This is a genomic window from Mycobacterium sp. 852013-50091_SCH5140682 (genome assembly GCF_001665685.1).
Classification (GTDB): domain Bacteria; phylum Actinomycetota; class Actinomycetes; order Mycobacteriales; family Mycobacteriaceae; genus Mycobacterium.
This window is the reverse complement of sequence record NZ_LZTB01000052.1, coordinates 1-16,790: the sequence shown is the minus strand read 5'-3', so window position 1 is coordinate 16,790 and position 16,790 is coordinate 1. Positions and strand designations below refer to the sequence as shown.

At 63.1% G+C, this 16,790-nt stretch carries 15 protein-coding genes; 9 read left to right on the top strand and 6 right to left on the bottom strand.

Annotation, left to right across the window (positions count from 1 at the left end):
• Window positions 1-107 precede the first annotated feature (107 nt).
• On the top strand, window positions 108-1,244 hold the full coding sequence (locus tag A5784_RS16005) for a DUF4185 domain-containing protein (protein WP_082944875.1): 1,137 nt from the start codon (window positions 108-110) through the stop codon (window positions 1,242-1,244).
• A gap of 42 nt (window positions 1,245-1,286) precedes the next feature.
• On the opposite strand, the gene A5784_RS16000 is transcribed toward A5784_RS16005, so the two are convergent.
• The gene (locus A5784_RS16000) at window positions 1,287-1,940 is read right to left on the bottom strand and encodes a TetR/AcrR family transcriptional regulator (RefSeq protein ID WP_064945895.1); all 654 of its coding nucleotides are present in this window, start codon (window positions 1,938-1,940) and stop codon (window positions 1,287-1,289) included.
• 62 nt (window positions 1,941-2,002) lie between these two features.
• On the opposite strand from A5784_RS16000, the gene A5784_RS15995 reads away from it, so the two are divergent.
• A complete protein-coding gene (locus A5784_RS15995; protein WP_064945926.1) occupies window positions 2,003-2,614 on the top strand; it encodes a class I SAM-dependent methyltransferase in 612 nt (203 codons plus the stop codon).
• Window positions 2,615-2,782: 168 nt separating this feature from the next.
• Entirely contained in the window at window positions 2,783-3,469 is a 687-nt protein-coding gene (locus tag A5784_RS15990) for a class I SAM-dependent methyltransferase (RefSeq protein ID WP_064945894.1), read from the top strand.
• A 101-nt stretch (window positions 3,470-3,570) separates the two neighbouring features.
• Here A5784_RS15990 and A5784_RS15985 read toward each other — a convergent pair whose 3' ends face one another.
• From A5784_RS15985 to A5784_RS15965, 4 genes are all read right to left on the bottom strand, one after another.
• On the bottom strand, window positions 3,571-4,458 hold the full coding sequence (locus A5784_RS15985; protein WP_064945925.1) for an alpha/beta fold hydrolase: 888 nt from the start codon (window positions 4,456-4,458) through the stop codon (window positions 3,571-3,573).
• A gap of 419 nt (window positions 4,459-4,877) precedes the next feature.
• Complete coding sequence (locus A5784_RS15980) at window positions 4,878-6,557, bottom strand: KAP family P-loop NTPase fold protein (RefSeq protein WP_064945893.1); 1,680 nt, start codon at window positions 6,555-6,557, stop codon at window positions 4,878-4,880.
• A 387-nt stretch (window positions 6,558-6,944) separates the two neighbouring features.
• Window positions 6,945-7,451, bottom strand: a complete 507-nt coding sequence (locus tag A5784_RS15975; protein ID WP_156750595.1) for a hypothetical protein — start codon at window positions 7,449-7,451, stop codon at window positions 6,945-6,947.
• A 576-nt stretch (window positions 7,452-8,027) separates the two neighbouring features.
• The gene (locus tag A5784_RS15965; protein WP_156750594.1) at window positions 8,028-8,720 is read right to left on the bottom strand and encodes a cupin domain-containing protein; all 693 of its coding nucleotides are present in this window, start codon (window positions 8,718-8,720) and stop codon (window positions 8,028-8,030) included.
• 354 nt (window positions 8,721-9,074) lie between these two features.
• Here A5784_RS15965 and A5784_RS15960 point away from each other — a divergent pair, with 354 nt between their 5' ends.
• From A5784_RS15960 to A5784_RS15935, 6 genes are all read left to right on the top strand, one after another.
• Window positions 9,075-9,851 (top strand): fumarylacetoacetate hydrolase family protein, encoded by a 777-nt coding sequence (locus tag A5784_RS15960; RefSeq protein ID WP_064945889.1) that lies wholly within the window; start codon window positions 9,075-9,077, stop codon window positions 9,849-9,851.
• 408 nt (window positions 9,852-10,259) lie between these two features.
• Window positions 10,260-11,405, top strand: coding sequence for an ABC transporter permease (locus tag A5784_RS15955; RefSeq protein WP_064945888.1), 1,146 nt, complete (start codon window positions 10,260-10,262; stop codon window positions 11,403-11,405).
• Between the two features lie 3 nt (window positions 11,406-11,408).
• Window positions 11,409-11,969: an ABC transporter permease gene (locus tag A5784_RS15950; RefSeq protein WP_064945887.1), complete on the top strand. Its 561-nt coding sequence runs from the start codon at window positions 11,409-11,411 to the stop codon at window positions 11,967-11,969.
• 6 nt (window positions 11,970-11,975) lie between these two features.
• Window positions 11,976-12,713 carry an ABC transporter ATP-binding protein gene (locus A5784_RS15945; RefSeq protein WP_064945886.1) on the top strand — a complete coding sequence of 246 codons (738 nt, stop codon included), beginning with the start codon at window positions 11,976-11,978 and terminating at the stop codon, window positions 12,711-12,713.
• A 24-nt stretch (window positions 12,714-12,737) separates the two neighbouring features.
• The gene (locus A5784_RS15940) at window positions 12,738-14,258 is read left to right on the top strand and encodes an APC family permease (RefSeq protein ID WP_064945885.1); all 1,521 of its coding nucleotides are present in this window, start codon (window positions 12,738-12,740) and stop codon (window positions 14,256-14,258) included.
• Between the two features lie 2 nt (window positions 14,259-14,260).
• Window positions 14,261-16,231, top strand: a complete 1,971-nt coding sequence (locus A5784_RS15935) for a primary-amine oxidase (protein ID WP_156750600.1) — start codon at window positions 14,261-14,263, stop codon at window positions 16,229-16,231.
• Between the two features lie 385 nt (window positions 16,232-16,616).
• Here A5784_RS15935 and A5784_RS38805 read toward each other — a convergent pair.
• The coding region (locus tag A5784_RS38805) for a hypothetical protein (protein WP_197514768.1) at window positions 16,617-16,790 on the bottom strand (174 nt) is incomplete at its 5' end.

Below are 16,790 nucleotides of genomic sequence, written 5' to 3'. Positions count from 1 at the left end.
GCGTCCGTGGTGGAGTACTGCACTACGCATGAAGTCGCGCTGGGCCGGTGGCAACATATGTCATAGGCGGCGGTGCAGGATCCGCTGACACGCGGCGAGGGGGCACCATGGCGGCCAAGCAGACCGAGAAGGCCGGCGCGCGAGGTGGGCGCAGCCCCGCGAAGAAAGCAGTGAAGACGGCGCGACCGAAACCAGTGAAACCCGCTGTGCCGGCACCGAAGTCCGGAGTTCTGCCGCCACGATTCAAGCAGATGGTCGCCGCGGCTGTCGAGGCGATGGGTTCCGACCTGCCGCAGCCAGCTCCCGGGCAAGTCATCAATCTCGGGCCGATCGCCGGGACCGGCACGCCGACCGGCGTGATCGGCGCGGGCGGTACCGACCTCTGCGAGATCGCACCGAGCGGTCAGGTCGCCCTTGCCGGTGACACGTTTGCCGGTCAGGGCGTGGGTATCGGGGAGTGGAGTCGATCGATGGGCCTGCATGTGCGGCCCGGCAGCCTCAACAGCGCCAACATCGAATTCGACTTCGCGTTCGGCAAGAGCAACACCCTGTACGCCGAAACCTGGCCGCATGTCGTCGGCGGCAGCCAGCTGCCGGCCGGCACCGTGCAGGTGTTCGGGATCGACTACGCGCTGGTGACCCGGACGGCGAACCTCATTCCCTCCGATACGCGCCTCGTGCGCATCAACGCCACGCAGGGGTGCTGGGCCAGCGTCCCTGGCTCCTGGCGGGCCGCAGACTGGCAGAGCGGCAACCAAACCCAGATCAGCGGTTACCAGGACGGCAACTGGGTCTACATCATCGCCGACGGGTTCGCCCGCGATCACCAACTCTGGCTGTATCGCTGTCCGGCAACCGCGTTCACCGACCGCAACACCTGGCACGCGTGGGGCATGATCGGCGACGGACCGGATTGGGGCTGGGACCAGGCCCCGACTCCGCTCAACAGTGACCTGTTCGGCGAGGTGAGTCTGCGCCTGATCGAGGGCAAGGCGGTGTTGACGGGATTTAACGCAACAACCCTCTGCGTCGAGGCCCGGGTGGCCGACGACGTGACGCAGGTGGCGGCGCCGTGGACCCCGATGACGACGATCGCGACCCAGGACAGCGTGCCGCAAAACTACGGTGGTTACATCGTTCCCGGCTCCACGCTCGACCAGACGGTCATATTGGTCAGCCAATGGCACACCGCCACCGGTAACCCTTATCGGGTGTTGCAATTCGTCGCCAACCTCAATCGCTGACCGCTGTCGCCATGTGCGCGCCGATGGTTGCCGGGACGCTCGCTATCGTTCGGGCACCAGAGCGGCAAGCAGCATCTGGAGCAGCCACTGCTCATACTGCGCGGTAGTCCACTGCCAGTCGTTGGTCAGCATGAGGTAGACGTCGCTGCTGGTCAACGTCCACAGAATCGCAGCGGCGTCTTCAACTGTCTTCGAGTCCCTCAACGGGCCGTTGTCGGCTAGCCATTCGGCCACCGTTGTCATGGAGGTCCGGCGTTGACGCAGATTCAAGTCCGCCCACAGCCCTTCGATTTCAGGTTCGACTGCCGCGGCTGCCTGGACAAGTGCGCTATAGGGCGCCACCCGTGCCAACTGCTTGGTGATGCCAATGCTGAACAGCTGCAACTGTTCTCGTTGGTCACTGCATTGACGAACCGCTTCGGGTTCCGGGCGGTCGAGAACTGCGATGTCTTCGTCGTCGCCGCCGATGACGTAGTCCATGACCTCCTTCAAGATCCCGCGCTTACTGCCGAAGAGTCGGAAGATGAGGTCATTCGAGACACCTGAAGACTGGGCAATTTCGGCCGTCGTGGTGCGAGCGTAGCCGTTTGCCAGGAACAGTTGTGCCGCCGTGTCCACGATCCGCCGACGGCGCTCGACGGCAACGGCTCGACGTTTGGACGAGTCGTAGCGGCGCGTATTGACAGGTTCGGTCACGGCCGGTAATCGTAGCTCCATATTAAGTCTAGTCAGACTAGAACGAATTTGTGGAGGATGCGATGAGCACGTTCTACCGACTGGCATACGCGACGGGCTTCACTCCGTGGGAGCGTGCAGGCGAAGCCGAGAGCGGCAAGCTTGCCGAGTTGTTCGACCGAGAGGAGGCCGAGCGGGGAGGGCCGGGCAAGGCGCTCGATTTAGGCTGTGGCTCAGGAAGATACACCGCCGAACTGGCAATCAGGGGCTGGGCGGTCACCGGCGTCGAACTCATCCCGCAGGCTGTTACGCGCGCGCGACGGCGCATCGAGGAGCTGGGTCTGTCAGTGCCGATCGTCAAGGCCGATGTCACGCGCCTCGGACGTGACCAGCTCGGCGCTGGATACGACTTCTTCCTTGATGTCGGGTGTTATCACGGCCTCGACCACGCTCAGCGACTGAGCATGGCGCAGGGCGTCACGTCGTTGGCGGCATCTGGCGCCACCCTGTTGATGTTGGCTTTTTCGCCTGCCGCCTTACCGCGGCCCTTTCCTCGTGGCGCCGATCGGCATGAACTCGAAGATGTTTTCGCCGGGTGGGTGGTCACCGACATCGAGCCGGCGTCGACCCAGGGAATGCCGAAACCGCTACGCAAGGCAGCGCCCAATTGGTACCGGCTCCGTTATGCGTCTTAGGCTGGCATGGACTCGTGGACGTGTATGCCATTGCGCAGCCACGGTTTACGGATCGAGCCGCGCAGGGCCAAGGCCATCTCACGGCCGGGAGCGGCATCAAGGATGGGGTTTCTTGCCTGAATAGCAAATCTACTTGGCAGGGTGCTGTGTCATCGCGAGTCTGAGTGAATGACATCTGAAGCCTCTACTGATCCGTTCTCAGTTGCCGAACGCGTCGCGCGGTACGCAGAGGAGCCGCCGCGGCGAGTTCCCGGATACGACGCGCTGCATCAGATGGCGTCGGTGCTCCTGGGGGAAAATGCACCAAACGTCGCCCGGGTTTTGGTGGTGGGCGCGGGCGGCGGGAAGGAATCGGCAATGCTCGCCGAGGCCCACCCCAAGTGGACAATCGACGGCGTCGACCCGTCAGGCGAAATGCTCGCTCTGGCTGGACGTACGGTCGGCGAGAACCTCGATCGGGTGCACCTCATAGAGGGCACCATCGACGACATTCCCCCCGACACGCTCTACGACGGGGCGATCAGCATTCTGACTATGCACTTCCTCGACCACAATGAGCGCCTGCGCACCATGACCGAGATTCATCGGCGGCTGCGGCCCGGGGCGCCAGTAGTCGTTGCCCACTACAGCGTTCCGCGAGTCGGCCGCGACCAATGGATAAGGCGACACGTCGAGTTCTGCGTTGCCGGTGGCGTGGCTCGCGACGACGCCGAGAAAGGCCGACGCACCGTCGAAGAGCAGGTGCCAATCCTGACCCCCGAGCAGGACGAGGCCATTTTGCGCCAGGCCGGATTTGGCGACGTCTCTCTCTTCTACGCGGCCTTCACGTTCCGTGGTTGGGTGGCTCGCGCCTGACGTACAGCGGCAAGTACCACCACCTTGGGACCGCGATGAAGCAAGCTCCAGTGTCATCGACCACGTACATCTCGGCGGCGGAGTGGGTGGCACCTCCCGCCTCAGCCCGGCGCGTGCTGGCGAGCGAACCCGCGGATGCAGGCGGCGACGTCGCTCACGGCCTCACACGGCAACATGTGTGTCGCTGCCGGCCACAGGTGATGCTCCCACGACGGCGCGGCGCGACGCATCCGGTCGATCCCCTTCGCAGAGTCGTGAATAGTGTTTCCTGCCAACAGAACCTGCACGGGCACATCAATCGTGTGGAGCAGCGAATCAGGCATGTAACGGGGAAACGGCGTGCCGAACGAAGCGAACACGGAGCCGGCGGCCATCACCAACTCCATCACGCTCTCGAGGAGGCTACCCGGTACTGGGTGGCCAAGGATCTCGGCGACGGTGCGCTGCTTACGCTCGGCACCTGGGAGTAACAGCAATGCTCCAGTACGCCAGAACCGCACAGACAGTCGAGCGACGGTGTTGACCGGCTCGATGAGTGTCACTGACGCGAGCCGATGTGGGATTCGTCCCGCGGTTTGCGCGGCCGTCCATCCTCCGTAGGAGTGTCCGACGAGATGCACGCCCGCCAGGCCGAGTCCTCCGAGTACCTGGTCAAGACAGCACGCGCAATCCTGTGCCGATTTCATCGACCTCGACTGAACGCTGGCGCCGGGTTGGCCGAGCAGATCAACGGTATACACCGTGAAATCGCTTGTGAGAACGGGCACGTACTCCGCCCACATTGCTGAGGTGGCCCAGAAGCAGTGCAGCAACATCAAGGGAATCCCGCTGTCGGGTCCATGTTGATACACGCGTACGACACCGAATTCGGTCGGCACATCATGTACCGCATCCGGTTTCGGACTCAGCGCACGCACGCGGTCGTAAACCGCGAGATAGCGCTGCCGTGCTTCCACGCTGCGGAACCCTGACTTTTCCGACACCGCCACGACATCCACCCCACGGGAATCCAACCGCCTTCGTCAGATCCGACCTGCATGCTCTGACAAGAGGATCTGACCGATGTTCCTGCTCCCGGCACGGTACGGCTATACCCGACAGCTGACAACGGTGCGGGCGACTGTGAAGCGAGTAGGGACACCGTCCACCGTGAGACGGAGGCCGGTGAACCCCGGCGTGAGACGGATCGAATAGGTGCCGGTCAGAGCCATACGCCGTGTCTATCTCAACTGTTCCCATCGCTCTGATCGACCTCGCCGGACTCCCACCGCATCTGATCCATTGCTGGCATGTGCCTGTGATGGAAGTGGACGATCTGCCAGCTTTCACAGCGAACCGACGCTGCAGGCCGGGTCACCAACGGATCAACGCCTTTTCGTGGGATCACGGTTATCCGCAGATGGCCGCGTCACCGCGGGCCAACGGCGGAGGCGCGTCGGATGAGTCGCAGTTCTTGTTGCAGTGCGTTGATGTGAGCCGCGGTCAGTTTCTTCCAGTTCTCCAGCCGGTCCGCCGCCTGTTTGTCCGACTCCGGAGCAAGCGTCAAACTGGGCAGAGCCGTGAGAAGCTGAAATTGGTCCCTCAGTCTCTGCGTCAAGGATGTCATTCGATTCGCAGAGCCGCCCGACGATATCGCGAACTTTTCCAGGCGACCGAGAACGGACAGGACCTGTTCGACGACAGTGCGGGCCTCGTCACTGCCGAACTTCAGCGAGTCTGGTACGTCGGCGCGGAGATGCCGCCGTAGCAGCCCGACGTCGTGCATGGCGTCCTGCACCCACGATTGAGTACTACGAGTGGTCTCAAGCGACGACAGGTAGCGTTCGATGTCGTATTCCGCAGATAGCGTGTGCGTGAGCGGTGACCGCAGAAACTCGGAGAGGTCAGTGGGCAGCACGCCGATGTCCGGCCAGACATCCTCGAATGCTGAGTCCTCTCCGTTTCGGAAGCTTCTGAGTATCCCTAGGAAGACGTCGGGTTCCGCCAGCACCACGTCTTCATAGAAGTCCTCCCAGTCGGTCCGGAAGTCCATGGTTTGCAAGGCAAGCGCGGTGTCTGGGGCCAGTTCTGGGCGGATGATCCGCTGGAGGGTGTAAGCGTTGATGTAGCGCTTTACTTCGCGAGGATTGATGCGCCCCTCTTCCGCGACATAGCGGAGGTTGTCCTTCACTCGCGCCATGAGGTCGGTGCGCTGCCAGTCGCTAAGATCTGCATTGGCGCCCAACCATCCCACTAGTTCATCCAGCTGGGCGGGGGCGATCTTGGGAAGGCTGTAGGGCAGTTGGAAGATTTTGTTCAGGTACTCTCGCTCAATCTGACGATCGGTGTCTCGTTCCTCATCGGGCCGTAGCGCGAATTTTGTACGCACCGCCGACTGCACGACGCGTTCATCGAGGCCGACGACGAAAATGAAACCCGCCGTGTCAAAGAAGAGCTTCATCGACTCGAGGACCGTCAGTGCGCGCTCGGGTAGGCAGCGGTCGAGATCGTCGACGAAAACCACGATTCGCGACAGGCCAGCCTTCAGGATTTCGTTGAATGCGGTGTCCAGTTCCTGAAATGCGCCGTAGTACAGAGACTGTGGCCTCGCGGCCGGATCACGGTCGCCCTGGGTGAGCGCGTCAAGTGCCTTCTCGGGCTCCATCGAGATTTTGACAGCACCGGGAAGTCCGACCTCGAACTTGGTGGCCCGCACCAGCGCCTGAATGACCCTGCCGATGCGTACGGCCACCGACTTGATCTTCTGACTCCGGTCATCGTCAGGATGGCTTTGCGCCCAGTCCGACAGTCCGTCTCGGATGGTGTCCAGCAGCGGCACGATGAGGTGGGGTTCTTGCTCATATCGCCAGGCGTTGAACTCGACAACGACAGCTTCGGCTGGATTCACGTGCCGCCGTATCGCGCGCATCAGCGTGCTTTTGCCCGACCCCCAACCGCCGAAAATGCCCACTGCGAAGCGCGGCTCGCTGGCGTTGATCGTGCCCGCGAGTGCGCGCGCCATGTTCCCGAAATTGAAGATGGGATTCTCGGCCGGTATGTCGAGCAGGATGCGGCCAGCGAACTGGTCGTCATAGGTCTGTGCGGTCACTCCGTATCTCCTAACCTCGCCACAGCGACAGATCGCCCGCGCGGAACTGGTCGTACGGTGGCAAGGCGCGTTCCGTCGGGCTTGTCGCACGTCGATCGTCCTCGACGAGCGTGCGTTGCACACGCGTAGTGCGCTACTCGACTCCACAGGGACTGCTCACGCGGTGGCGACTTCGCTAGTCGGGCAGTTTCGGGTGACCTCGGGATGACACCACGTGAAACACGTTGAGCTGCCGTAGGTAACGGCACTGCGCGATGGCAGGAAGCGTGAGAGCCTACAGAAGAAATTGGCCCGTTACGCTCAGTGAACGCTCGTGTGCGTCCGACTATCCTGTCGTCCGAGTTTGCGCCATGCCGGCGAATCCGCACTGCACTGCGGCGATCGGCATCAGTCGTCGGTTGCGATGATCACCGTGAGCCTGCTGTCGTGACGGTCGATCGCGATGAACTCATGAAACCCGCGCTTCCCGACCACCCATCCGGCCCCGTGCTCATTGCTCTCGCGGGGAACCGTGAGCTGATAGATTTCGTCCGCGCTAGCGACTAACGGCCCGACCCACGCCCCGACAATCTCCTGTGACAGCAACAGCGACTCACTGACCCACGGATTGAGGTCCGTGGCTGGCCAATTGATGAGGACCTCCCAGGCCGCAGCGGCGGTACACCGCCGAAATCCTTCGACAGTGACGGTTTCCAGTCTGTACGGCCCGTGCACTTCACACGGTCCGGTCCACGGGCTCATGCAGTCGTCCCGCCACCGGGGATGCCCCACTACCGCCTCGATCAAATGAGAATCCGACGGCTGATCGTCGAAGGCAAACTCGAGCAGCATGCACCAGGCGTACATACCTGGCGCCAGATGCACAAGGGTGTCATCGGTAAGGCGCAATGGCATCGCATAATGCTATCGGCAACGGCGGACCAGCAGCGCGGTCCGCCAGCCTCGCCAGAGAAAGGGAGCGATTCCGGCTGCCATAAAAGACAATTCGTGCGAATTGGCGGTGTGTGCTCACGTAGACCAGATGTGTGCGCGGTGTTCGACACGGCCGAGGAGAGACCATCGAGGCGATCTTTACGACCTTACCGTCGACGGTCGAATTGAACTGGAAGTCGATCGCCCACACCACATTCGGTGCATCCGCGATAATCGGCGGCACCGAGGACCACTCGCGCCCGCTTACCCGCAGCGGCGGCCCAGGCAAGGTCGCCAACTTCGGCTCCGGCGTCGGCCGCCGGTGCATGGTTGGGTGAGCACTGTGTAGCCGAGTAACGCCGCTGAGAGTGGACGGTGCGGATGAGACGGGTGGATGCGCGCTCGGTCGGGCCTTTGCCCGTCCGGTAGACGGGCAGGGCCACGCGGCATGCGAGCTTTCGACGAGCACCACCATGCAACTGGGACAGAACATCTTTCGGTAGCCGTTGAACCGTCCGCGATCAAACTAGTCGGGACCGAACCCGGCTCGGGCTGGGCTTAGTTCGTCGGCCGCTTGAGGATCGTCACGGACTCGTTGATCTTCTTGAAATTGGCGAACGTCGACGCTGGGACGCCGAACACGGCGCCGAGCACATCGGGCGGCAACTTGGTGATGGATGCGCCGATACCGATATCGTCCTTGCCTTCTTCTGTGCTGGCATTGAAGACGATGAGCAAATCAAGCTCTTGATTGCCTCTATTTTCGAAGTAGTGCAATGAGCCCTGCGGCGCGAACACCACGTCGCCCACGTTGGCTTCGAAGTGCTCGGAGTGCCCCAGTGGGTCGAGCAACGTCCAGGTCGCAACGCCGCGCGTGATGACATTGATTTCCCAGGCGCTCGGGTGCCAATGAGGTTCGCGGATGCCGCCGGGTTCCAGAGTCACCATTACCACGCTGGCTTCCTGTCCCATCAGAATCGGCCAATTACCTTCGTGGGCTTGGCGTAACGTTCCGCCATCGAACCGCGTCTCCGGTAGCGCACCGAGGTGGAACATGTGCGGCTGCGCCGTGTTCAGTTCAGCCGGGATACGGGGATTGCCGAAGCGAGCGGCGTCATCGGTCATGTGCTTGTCCTCGATGTTGTCGCGTGGGAAAGACGATGAGAATGCGCGGTCGGCTCCCGCGCCGGCGACAGCCGCGACTCCGACCGCACCAGCCCCGGCGAGCATTGTTCGTCGATTGATCATCATGCGGTCAACATAAGCCCGACAGCTCGGCTCAGCGAACTGGATGGACCCGGCTTTTGCAGCTAGCGGTAAGACAAATGGGTGTTAGCGGTAGGGCGAGCACCGGGCTCGCTCGCGAGGATGGAGTCCGTTACGGCGGACATCAAAAGCGTTGGGCAGGAGGGCAATGTTGGCATGATGGCGTGCTCGAATGGTCCGGGGCTGCTCCACGTGTGAGGCAAGCTGTCCGATCCCAGTCCGCGGCATGAGCTCCGCAACAACAGAAACAGCCATATCCACGACAATCGATGAACTGAAAGAGGTTGGGAAATACAACAATTCGCCCGGGTACAGATTGATGACACCGTCGTTCCCGTCATGCTGGATGGGGCTCGTCTGTTGGATCTGCGTCCGCTTGTAGCGGATATCACTCCAGATAGCATTGCCGCCGGCGCCCTGGACCGCGTCGATCAATCGCGCCTGTCTGCACTAGCGGGTCCAGTCAACTATCTGGCACCGATCGCCAACATTCGTCAGGTCGCCGCGACGGGATTCAACTACCGCAAACACATTGCAGAGTTCAACATGGAACCGCCTTCGGAACCAGAGGTCTTCTTGAAAGCGATCAGCTCTTTGTGCGGCCCGGTGGATGCAATCAGCCGCGGCCCCAATCCGCAAGTCAACCTCGACTGGGAAACAGAACTGGGCATCGTCGTCAGGCGCGAAGCAAGCGACATCTCGGCCGACGAGGCAGCCAGCTACATCTTCGGATATGTCTGCCTCAATGACGTGTCTGACCGCACAACGCAGGTGGATGCGCAGGGGCAGCAGCATCTCGTGCGGGCCAAGTCGCGTCCCGGCTACTGCCCGATCGGCCCGTATCTGACAACCGGCGTCGACGGTATGAATCTCGAGGTATGGACCAAATTGAACGGCCAGTTCGAACAGCAGGGCAATACCAGCGACATGCTATTCGGTATCGCCGAGATACTGGCCTACTTCTCGACCCATATGACATTGCTTCCCGGCGATCTGCTGGCAACGGGAACGCCGCCCGGTGTCGGGTTTGGCAAGAACCGCGATATGTCACCCGGGGACGTTCTTGAATGCGGCATCACTCATCTCGGTGTTCAGCGGCATGAGATCCGGCCGTAACCCGCGCTGACCGCCACACCCTGCTTCGCAATCACCATCGCACGATGAAGATGATTAGCCTCGCTGGTGTTGGAGACATCGGGTTTCGTCGCGCATCTGTGAGTTCGCGGATGGCCGCGCAGGTGTTCTCGGTTCGGCTGATCGGCGTGATCAGGAGGTGCGGATGTCGGACGGGTGCTGACGCAAGCACGTTTCACCGCTACGGTGCTGGTCGTGGCAGTGTCCTGGCTGGCCTTTGGACTGATCATCGGGGCCCCGATTCTGTGACGAACGACGAAATCCGTTGCGGCCGAGACATCTTGTTGTAATCGCAACCAGTCTCCGTTAACGCGGCGGATACCATAGACTGCTGTCGCCTTTACAAGGAGCGCCCACGATCCTTCCGTGGAGTCCGCCGCACCCCCCACGATGACTCGGTCACCGGAAATCGCTACCGCATCCGGCAACACCATCGTGTGCCTGATCCGTTTCGCGCTGGCCAACATCAGGCGCCGGCCTGAGCGCTTCGTGCTATCCGTCCTCGGTATCGCGCTGGCGATCACGTGCGTCACTGTAGTGCGCACCATCGCCGCGAGTTTCGCGATCACAGGTGAGGATTCGGTCACCGATGTGATAGGTGGGGCCCAGTTGTGGGTGGTTCCCGCCGCCGGGGTGCACTACGACAACGAGGCCCGGGCGCTGGTGGCCGATGGTCCCGCGCCGGGCATCACCGGCATTCCCAACGGTTGGAAGGCCACCCGCACCCCGTCGGGCACCACCACCGTCGACGGGACCACGGTGTCGATCCGCGGCAGCGACACGATCGCTGCCGGACATGCCGCCGTCGGTCGTCAACTCGCCACCCGGCTCGGGGTGGGACCCGGCGACCGGGTGGTGATCGCTGGCCAGGGTCTGACAGCCGATATCAGCGGATCCGGGGAATCGGTCACCGTGCCAACGGATCTGGCGCGGGCGGTGGTCGGGGAGGACGGTTGGTGGACGATCACCGCGCCCGCCGCCGATGAGAAGCGCCGCGACCTTGCCCAGATCTTCGGAGCCGCCACCGGACTGCCGTCGACCACCGATCCGTCGGTGCAGCCCGACAGCGCCGGGTCCGGCCTGATCTACGACACCGTGGGCGGGGTCGGCCCACTGACATTCGAGCAGAGCTTCTCGGCCCTGTTCTCCGGCAAGGTGACCGGATCCACGTTGGGACTCATCTCGACGATCGGTCTCGTCCTGGGCTTCGTCATCGCGGTGTCCTCGTTCCTGGCCGCTGTTGCCGAACGCAAACGGGAATTCGGCATCATGTCCAGCATCGGCCTCGCCGACGAAGTGCTGTACTTCTTCCTCGTCGAATCGGCGATCGTATTCATCGTCGCCTACGTGGTCGGTGTGCTCGGCGCCGGAGCTGCTGTGGCGCTAGTGATCCCGGGTATCGCCACGGTGACCGCATGGGCTCAGGCTGCGGGGATGGTGGCTGCGTTCATCCCGGCCATGGCGATCGTCGGTGCCTTGATCCCGGTGCACCGGCTGCTGCAACAACGCCCGGTCGATCTGCTCGGAGGTAGATGAACCATGCGCTACGGACTGTCCTACGGCTGGCTGGCCGCGCGGCGGCGGCTCGGTGAGATGATGTTGCCCGCCATCACCACCGCCACCGGCGCCTTCCTGGTCGTCATCGTGTTCGGGATGTCGGAGGGCATCAGTGCCCAGTCCGCATCGTTGGGGCATGCCGGCGAGATCCGTGCCGCCGTGGTGCTCATCGCGGTCACCGTGCTGCTGGTCGGTGTGGTCGAGGTGGCCGTCGCCACCACCCGCACCGTGGCCCAGCGGACCCGGGAACTGGGTGTGCTGGGCGCCAACGGCATTCCCCGCACACCCGTGGTGGTCGCGCTGCTCGTCGAACCTGTCATCGCGGCGCTGCTGGGTGCCGTCGGCGGCGCGGTGCTGGCCGTGATCGCCGGGCTGGTGCTGGGCGCCATCGGCTTCGTCCCGACCGGCGTGGCTGTCGGTGGCCTGGCGGTGGGCACCGCCATCGCCGTCGCTGTCAGCATCGTCGCGGCGCTGGCCACCAGCGTCATCCCCACCTGGAATGCCGCCTCCCGCCCACCCATCCGATCGCTGAGCACGGGATAGGAAGACATGACTGCCATCAACGAGTCCGGCACCGAGACGGTCGCCCGGACAGACAGCGGGTCGGCCGGCGCCGCGCCGGTGATCGAAATCTCGGACGTGTGGAAACTGCACAAGCTCGGCGATGAGGTGGTCAAGGCCCTCATCGCCGTCGAACTCCAGGTCATGCCAGGCGAATTCGTCTGCCTGATGGGGCCGAGCGGCAGCGGCAAGTCGACGTTGCTCAACATCATCGGCGGACTCGACCGTCCCACCAAGGGGCTGGTGCGCGTCGCGGGCCAGGACACGGCCACGCTGTCGGAGAGCCACTTCGCCGCGCTGCGCCACGACACCATCGGGTTCATCTTCCAGAGCTACAACCTGATCCCGTTCCTGTCGGCGGTCGAAAACGTCGAACTGCCACTGATGTTCGAGCCCTACGACCGCAAGGCTCTGCGCAAACGTGCTACTGAACTGCTCGAGCTGGTCGGGCTGGGGCACCGCATTCATCACCAGCCGACCAAGATGTCCGGCGGTGAGCAGCAACGCACGGCCATCGCACGATCGCTGATCAGCAACCCGACCCTGGTGCTGGCCGACGAACCGACAGCAAATCTCGACCACCGAACGGGGGAGACGGTGGTGCGCATGCTTCGCGACCTGTGTTCGACGCTGGGCGTCACGGTCGTGGCAAGCACTCACGACCCCACGGTGGCCGACGAAGCGAGCCGTGTTGTCCGCATGCGGGATGGACAGATCGTCAACTGATCCAACGGTATTGGGAGTCACTTCATGACACAAGAACTGGAACATTCGACCGTCGCTGACCGCGACAAACTCATGACGACCGAACTCGTCCCCGAACAGATCCTGCCCAAGGTGATGAGCACGTTTGGCCTCACCGCCGCCTACGTGTTCATCATCTGCTGGATCACCGGCTCCTCGGTGATGGCCACCGGCGGCTGGACCGCGATCCCGATGTGGATCCTGGGCATCCTCACCTTTCTGGTGCCAGCCGGTATGGCCGTCGTCGAACTCGGCAACCTGTGGCCCGGCCAAGGCGGTGTGTACATCTGGGCCACCCGCACCATGGGGGAGACCTGGGGCTTCATCGGCGGCTACCTGTCGTGGGTGCCGGTGATCCTCAACGCCGCGTCCTCCCCGGCGGTCGTGCTGTCCTTCCTGCTGCTGGCGTTCCACGCCGAACTCGGCGTGATGTCCAGCGTCATCCTGCAGCTCGTCATCATGTGGGTGGTGGTAGGCCTGGCACTGGCCAAACTGGCGGCCAACCAGCGCATCATGAACGTCGTCTTCGTCGTGTTCGGCGTCCTCGCGCTGACCATCTTCATCTGCGGTGCACTGTTCGCGGTGCGCCACGGCTCGGCGACCCCCTTCACCTGGCACGACGCGGTGATCCCGAACTTCGCGGTGTCGGGCTTCCTGTACGGCACCGTGCTGCTGTACCTGCTCGGTGTAGAGACCCCCTACAACATGGGTGCGGAATTCCTGTCGGTGCGCAAGAGCGGCCCGCGGATGATCCTGTGGGGTTCAACGGCTCTGGTCGCCATCTACCTGCTGACGACGCTGGGCACGATGATGGCGCTGCCCACCGATCAGATCGACGCGGTGACCGGTGTCATCGGCATGCTCGGTGTCGCGGGCTTCCCCGGCCTGATGGAGATCTGCGCGGTGGTGCTGGCGCTGATCATCGTCGTGGCGTTGATGACATACCAGGTGGCCTACTCCCGGCTGATCTTCGTGTCGGGTCTGGAGCGCCACCTGCCGCGGATCTTCACCCACCTCAACCCGCGTACCCGTAACCCGGTGTCGGCCATTCTGATCCAGGGCGTGCTCTCCTCGCTGCTGATCATCGGGCTCTACTCCCAGAGCAGCTTGGTCAACACCACGATCTTCCTGCAGGGCGGCCTGTCTACCGTATGGCTGCTGTCCGGGTTCTTCTTCCTGATCCCGGTCGTGATCGCCCGCAAGAAGTACGCCGATCGCTATGCGAGCGAGACGTTCTGGCGCATCCCCGGCGGTATGGTCGGCGTCTGGATCACCGTCGCCGTCGGCACCATCGGCACCATCGCCGGCGTGTACTACTCCTTCGCCAAGTCCTGGCTCACCAGCGCCGGTGTCGGGGACCGCGAGTGGATGACCTGGGTCGGCTGCATCAGCATCGGGATGTTCGCCCTCGGCCTGATCGTGTACATCTTCGGCCGCCGCTCGGCGCACAAGGTCTCGCAAGACGATGCCCTGGCGCATCTTGCGGTGTTCGATCTCACCAAAGAAGCAGAGGAAACTGCCAAGTGACCATGGAAGACACCCGGCCCAGCACGGGTCCTGCCGGTGACGCCACCTTTTACCCGCTCGACCCGCTCAGCGGAGCCGAGATCGAGGCCGCGGCGGCCGTCATCACTGCATCCGAATACGCCACCCCGACACTGAAGTTCGTGATGATCCAGCTCGCCGAACCGGCGAAGCTGGCCGGGTTGACTTTCGAAGGCGCCGCCGACATCCCGCGCTGCGCGTTCGCGAGCATGTACGACGCGTCGGCGAAAATGATCTACGAGGCGGTGGTTGATCTGGGCGCCCGGGTCATCGAATCGTGGAAAGGCGTGCCTGGCCGGTTCCCGTCCTATCTCGTCGAGCACATGACGGGAGTGGAGGAGAAGGTTCGCGAGGACCCGCGGTGGCAGGAGGCGATGCGCAAGCGCGGCGTCACCGACTTCAGCCTGGCGATGATCGATCCCTGGCCCGCAGGCTATTACGGCGCACGCGACCATTACGACAACTCGCCGCTGATCTGCCGTCCGCTGACGTTCATGCGCGCCGCGCCGTCCGAGCACGGCTACGCCCGCCCGGTCGAGGGGCTGATCGTCACGTTCGACCTCGACGCGATGGAGGTCATCGACATCGAGGACCACGGCGTGGTCCCGCTGCCGCCGATGGCGGGTAACTACTCCGAGCGGTTCATGTTCTCGCCCGACAACCGCCCGGCCTTCACGCAATTCCGCGACGATGTCAAGACCATCGAGATCACCCAGCCCGACGGACCGAGTTTCACGGTGGACGGATGGAAGGTGCAGTGGCAGAAGTGGTCGCTGCGTATCGGATTCAACCCGCGCGAGGGCCTCACCGTCCATGAGGTGACCTATACCGACCGCGGCGAGACCCGGCCAATCCTCTACCGCGGGTCGCTCTCGGAGATGGTGGTGCCCTATGGCGACACCTCGCCGACGCACTGGAACAAGAATGTGTTCGACATGGGCGAGGTCGGGATGGGCTTCTCGGCCAACCCGTTGACATTGGGGTGTGACTGTCTCGGTGAAATCCACTATTTCGACGGCACGGTCAACGACTCCAGCGGCAACGCCGTTGTGATCCCGAACGCGATCTGCATGCACGAGGAGGACTTCGGGATCTCCTGGAAGCATACCGATTTCCGCACCGGCGAGGTCGAGGTGCGCCGGTCACGCCGGCTGGTGGTGTCGATGATCTGCACCGTGGGCAACTACGAGTACGGGTTCTTCTGGTACTTCTACAACGACGCCTCGATCGAGGTCGAGGTCAAGTTGTCGGGCGTGCTGACAACCGGCGCCATCGCCGAGGGCGAGTTGCCCCGCTGGGGCAAGATGGTGGCCCCCGGCATCTACGGCCCGAATCACCAGCACTTCTTCAACTTCCGGCTCGACATGAGTGTCGACGGCGCCGGAAACAGTGTGTACGAAGTGGATTCGGTGCCCGAGCCGGACCCGGAGCTCAACCCGCACCACAACGCCTGGATCACCCAGGACACCCTGGTGGCGTCGGAGGCCGAAGGCGCGCGCGACTGGAACTGGGAGACCGGACGGTATTGGAAGGTGACGAACCCGTCGAAGGTGAACGAACTCGGCGCACCTGTCGCCTACAAGTTGGTGCCCAAGGAGATCGTGCCGGTGATGGTGCAGGAGGGCTCCTACATCTATGACCGGGCGCGGTTCGTGCAGCACAATCTGTGGGTGACCAAGTACGACCAGTCGGAGATGTTCGCCGCCGGCGACTACATGTACCAGTCCGCCGACGTGCAGGGCCTGCCCGAATTCGTCGCGGACGATGCGCCACTGGAAGACACCGATGTGGTGCTCTGGTACACGCTGGGCGCGCATCACGTGGTGCGCCCCGAGGACTGGCCGGTGATGCCATGCGCTTACACGGGTTTCCATCTCAAGCCGGTCGGCTTCTTCGACGGTAACCCGGCACTGGATCTACCTGCCTCGCCGCCGAAAGCCTGCCACCACCACTAGTTCCCCACGGATAGGGTTGCTACGCCTGTTCAGCATGACGAGCGCGATCCCTACAGGGACGAAAAGTCCGGAAAGGCAGGCTAGCTGAGCTGGTACGGTATCGGCCGGTGTGTTGGGTATCGCCAAGACACCCACGCGGTGACGGCGACGAACTTGGCGCCGGCTGCGGTGAGGACTAGATGCCGCCGCGGGCGCCTCACCGTCGTGTTGGTTGAAGTATCCATGCTCCGACACTCTTTCGGTTCAGCTGACCTGTGCCGAGCAGGCGAGGACGCGCATCTGCGGTCATGCCGGCTGTTCTCGGGAAGTACTGATTAGCAATGTGTTTCGCGACCGTCGCTGCCACACTGTCGATCGGGATTTGTGATCGCAGGCGGGCGGGATGTCATGTGGTGGTGATCTCTTCGGTCGACTTCTCGGTGATTTGACTCTTTCCTGTTTGGTGCTTGCGTCCGGTGTGGGATTCGGCGCGCATCCGCTGAATCATGTGCGGGTAGTGCAGCTCGAACGCGGGACGCTCCGACCGGATGCGGGGCAGCTCGGTGAAGTTGTGCCGCGG

Bases quoted from the DNA above. Each gene is read 5' to 3' on its own strand.
- A5784_RS16005 (WP_082944875.1), top strand. From the start codon at position 108: ATGGCGGCCAAGCAGACCGAGAAGGCCGGCGCGCGAGGTGGGCGCAGC.
- A5784_RS15995 (WP_064945926.1), top strand. From the start codon at position 2,003: ATGAGCACGTTCTACCGACTGGCATACGCGACGGGCTTCACTCCGTGG.
- A5784_RS15990 (WP_064945894.1), top strand. From the start codon at position 2,783: ATGACATCTGAAGCCTCTACTGATCCGTTCTCAGTTGCCGAACGCGTC.
- A5784_RS15975 (WP_156750595.1), bottom strand. From the start codon at position 7,451: ATGCCATTGCGCCTTACCGATGACACCCTTGTGCATCTGGCGCCAGGT.
- A5784_RS15965 (WP_156750594.1), bottom strand. From the start codon at position 8,720: ATGATGATCAATCGACGAACAATGCTCGCCGGGGCTGGTGCGGTCGGA.
- A5784_RS15960 (WP_064945889.1), top strand. From the start codon at position 9,075: ATGCTGGATGGGGCTCGTCTGTTGGATCTGCGTCCGCTTGTAGCGGAT.
- A5784_RS15955 (WP_064945888.1), top strand. From the start codon at position 10,260: ATGACTCGGTCACCGGAAATCGCTACCGCATCCGGCAACACCATCGTG.
- A5784_RS15950 (WP_064945887.1), top strand. From the start codon at position 11,409: ATGCGCTACGGACTGTCCTACGGCTGGCTGGCCGCGCGGCGGCGGCTC.
- A5784_RS15945 (WP_064945886.1), top strand. From the start codon at position 11,976: ATGACTGCCATCAACGAGTCCGGCACCGAGACGGTCGCCCGGACAGAC.
- A5784_RS15940 (WP_064945885.1), top strand. From the start codon at position 12,738: ATGACACAAGAACTGGAACATTCGACCGTCGCTGACCGCGACAAACTC.
- A5784_RS15935 (WP_156750600.1), top strand. From the start codon at position 14,261: ATGGAAGACACCCGGCCCAGCACGGGTCCTGCCGGTGACGCCACCTTT.